Raw genomic sequence first — 2538 nt, 5'->3', positions numbered from 1 at the left:
GGAGCACGAGCGGGAGCACCAGCGGCTCGACGAGCGGGACGACAAGCGGCACGTCGCCGAACGCGGTCGGCAAAGTGCTCTCGAGCGGCAGCGGCCCGGTAAGCCATGTCGGCGACACCGTGTCGGGTCTCGGCGCAACAATTGGCAGCCAGACGCTGCCGGGCGTCGATCCTGCGACGACCGAGGCCGCGGGCGGCATCGTGCAACACATCGGCGGCGCCGTGTCCGCGCTCGGCGATGGCCTGCAAAACGGGCTTGGCCAACTGGGCGCGACGAGCAATCCTGTCGGCACGACGCTCGCCAGCTCGGGCAATGCGGTCAATCAGCTGGGCGGCGCGGTCACGCAGACCGGCAATCTCGTTTCAAGCCTTGGCAGCGGCCCCCTGTCGCCCCTCGCACCCGTGACCGGTACGGTTGGCAGCCTCGTCGCGACGGTCGGCAACGCGGTCTCGAACGGCGGCACGACGCTCAATGGCGCACTGTCGACCGGCCCGGTCCAGCAGATCACGCAAACCGTCAGCGCGGCGATCACACCGATCACGACGATGGTCGGCACGACGACGCAGACGATCGGCACCGCGACCGGCCTCGGCGCACCGGTCAACACACTGCTCGGCAAGATCGGCAACGGCCTGAACCAGGCCGGCGCGCTGATCGCCTCGACGGGCGGCAATCCGATCACAACCGGCCTCGGCAATACCGTGTCCTCGACGGGCAATACCGTGAAGACCGTCGGCGGGTTGCTGACAGGCAGCACCGCGGGTGCCGGCAATCCGCTCGCCCCGCTTAGCGGGATCGTGTCGACCGTGACGGGCGGACTCGGCGGCGCGACGGGCGGCACGGGCAGCAGCCCGCTTGCACCCGTCACCGGCCTCGTCTCCACCGTGACCGGCGCACTCGGCGGCGCGACCGCAGGCACGGGCAGCAGCCCGCTCGCCCCCGTTACCGGCCTTGTCTCCACCGTGACCGGCGCACTCGGCGGTGCGACCGCAGGCACGGGCAGCAGCCCGCTTGCACCGGTCACGGGCGTGCTCTCGACGGTAACCAGCACGCCGACCAGTTCGACATCCGGCACCGCTGGACTGGCCGGCGCGACGGGCACCGTGACGGGCTCATCGACGAATCTGCTCGCTCCGGTGACGTCGTTGGTCGGCGGCCTGCTCGGCGGCCGAATCAAGTAAATCCGGTCACACCATTCACTGACAAGACGGCGAGGAGTCAATCATGTCCCAGCAACGTTCCTTCACATCGGCCGCGCTCCGCCAATGGCGCGCTCCGCTCACGGCTTTCGCGGCAGCCTGCATGCTGGCCGCATGCGGCGGCAACGGCGGCGGCAACCCGCCCGCTGCCAACAACAGCGGCGGCTCGAGCGGCACCAGCGGTTCAAGCGGCACCAGCGGCACGAGCGGTACGTCGGCCGGCACGACCGGCGTCATCAGCACGACCGGCCAGACGGCCACCAATCTCGGCAGCACGATCGGCGGCATCAGCCTGCCGATCGTCGGCGACGGCGTGACGCAAGGACTCGGCAGCACCGTGTCGAGCACCGGCACGATCATCGGCGCAACGGCCGACGCGGTCAGCAACGGCCTCGGACAGATCGGCTCCACGCCCAACCCGGTCGGCACGACGGTCGCCGGCCTCGGCAACGTGGTCGGCGCGACGAGCAACACAGTCGCGGGCCTGAGCGCGACGGTCAAGGCACTCGGCACCGGTCCGCTGTCGCCGCTCGCGCCGGTAACGTCACAGGTCGGCACGACGCTCGACACGGTCGCCAACGCCCTCGGCGCGGCCGGCACGACGGTCGGCTCGACGCTGTCGTCCGGGCCGGTACAGCAGATCACGCAACCGCTCAGCTCGGCGATTACCCCGCTCGTGATCACCGTCGGCCAGGCAACGCAGACGGTCGGCACGACGACGGGACTCGGCCAGCCGGTGTCCGGCCTGCTCGGCCAGATCGGCGGCGCGATCAGCTCGGCCGGGCAGAAAGTCGGCGGCAGCGCGCAGCAGCCGCTCGTCGGCAACGTGGGGCAGATCGTCACCGCAGTCGGCAACACGGTGACCAACGCGGGCGGCCTCGTCAACCCGGACGGCCCGAACGGCGCAGCGCCGATCCCCGGCCTGATCACAAGCCTCGTCGGCGGCTCGACGGCCACAGTCCAGAACGGCACGGGATCGGGCTCCGGTTCGGGTGTGGCCAGCCCGCTCGGCGGCAGCGCTGTGTCCGGCGGCGCGAGCAGCCCGCTGGGTTCGACGACGGGCCTCCTGGGCGGGGCGAGCGGCAGCAGTCCGCTCGCGTCGGTTACCGGCCTCGTGTCGACGGTCACGGGCGCGTTGGGCGGCGCCGGCAGCACGAGCCCTCTCGCGCCGGTCACCGGAGTACTGAATAATGTCACCGGATCGGTGGGAGGCGCGGCAGGCACCGGAGGCACGTCGAATCCGCTCGCGTCGGTCACGTCGCTCGTCGGCGGCGCAACCGGGTCGGCGTCGGGCGGCTCGACAGGCCTGCTGGCACCGGTCACGGGCCTGCTCGTCACG

At 71.4% G+C, this 2538-nt stretch carries 2 protein-coding genes; both read left to right on the top strand.

Annotated features, from left to right (window positions below; genetic code table 11):
* Nucleotides 1-1181, top strand: a 1181-nt coding sequence (locus KH616_RS24060; protein WP_292253678.1) for a collagen-like triple helix repeat-containing protein, incomplete at its 5' end; no start/stop codon positions are given.
* Between the two features lie 43 nt (nt 1182-1224).
* Nucleotides 1225-2538, top strand: a 1314-nt coding sequence (locus KH616_RS24055) for a collagen-like triple helix repeat-containing protein (RefSeq protein ID WP_292253676.1), incomplete at its 3' end; no start/stop codon positions are given.

Origin of the sequence: Burkholderia sp. (genome assembly GCF_018375725.1) — a bacterium.
Classification (GTDB): Bacteria; Pseudomonadota; Gammaproteobacteria; order Burkholderiales; family Burkholderiaceae; genus Burkholderia.
Note: the sequence above shows the minus strand (reverse complement) of the source record. Positions and strands in the feature narration are given on the sequence as shown.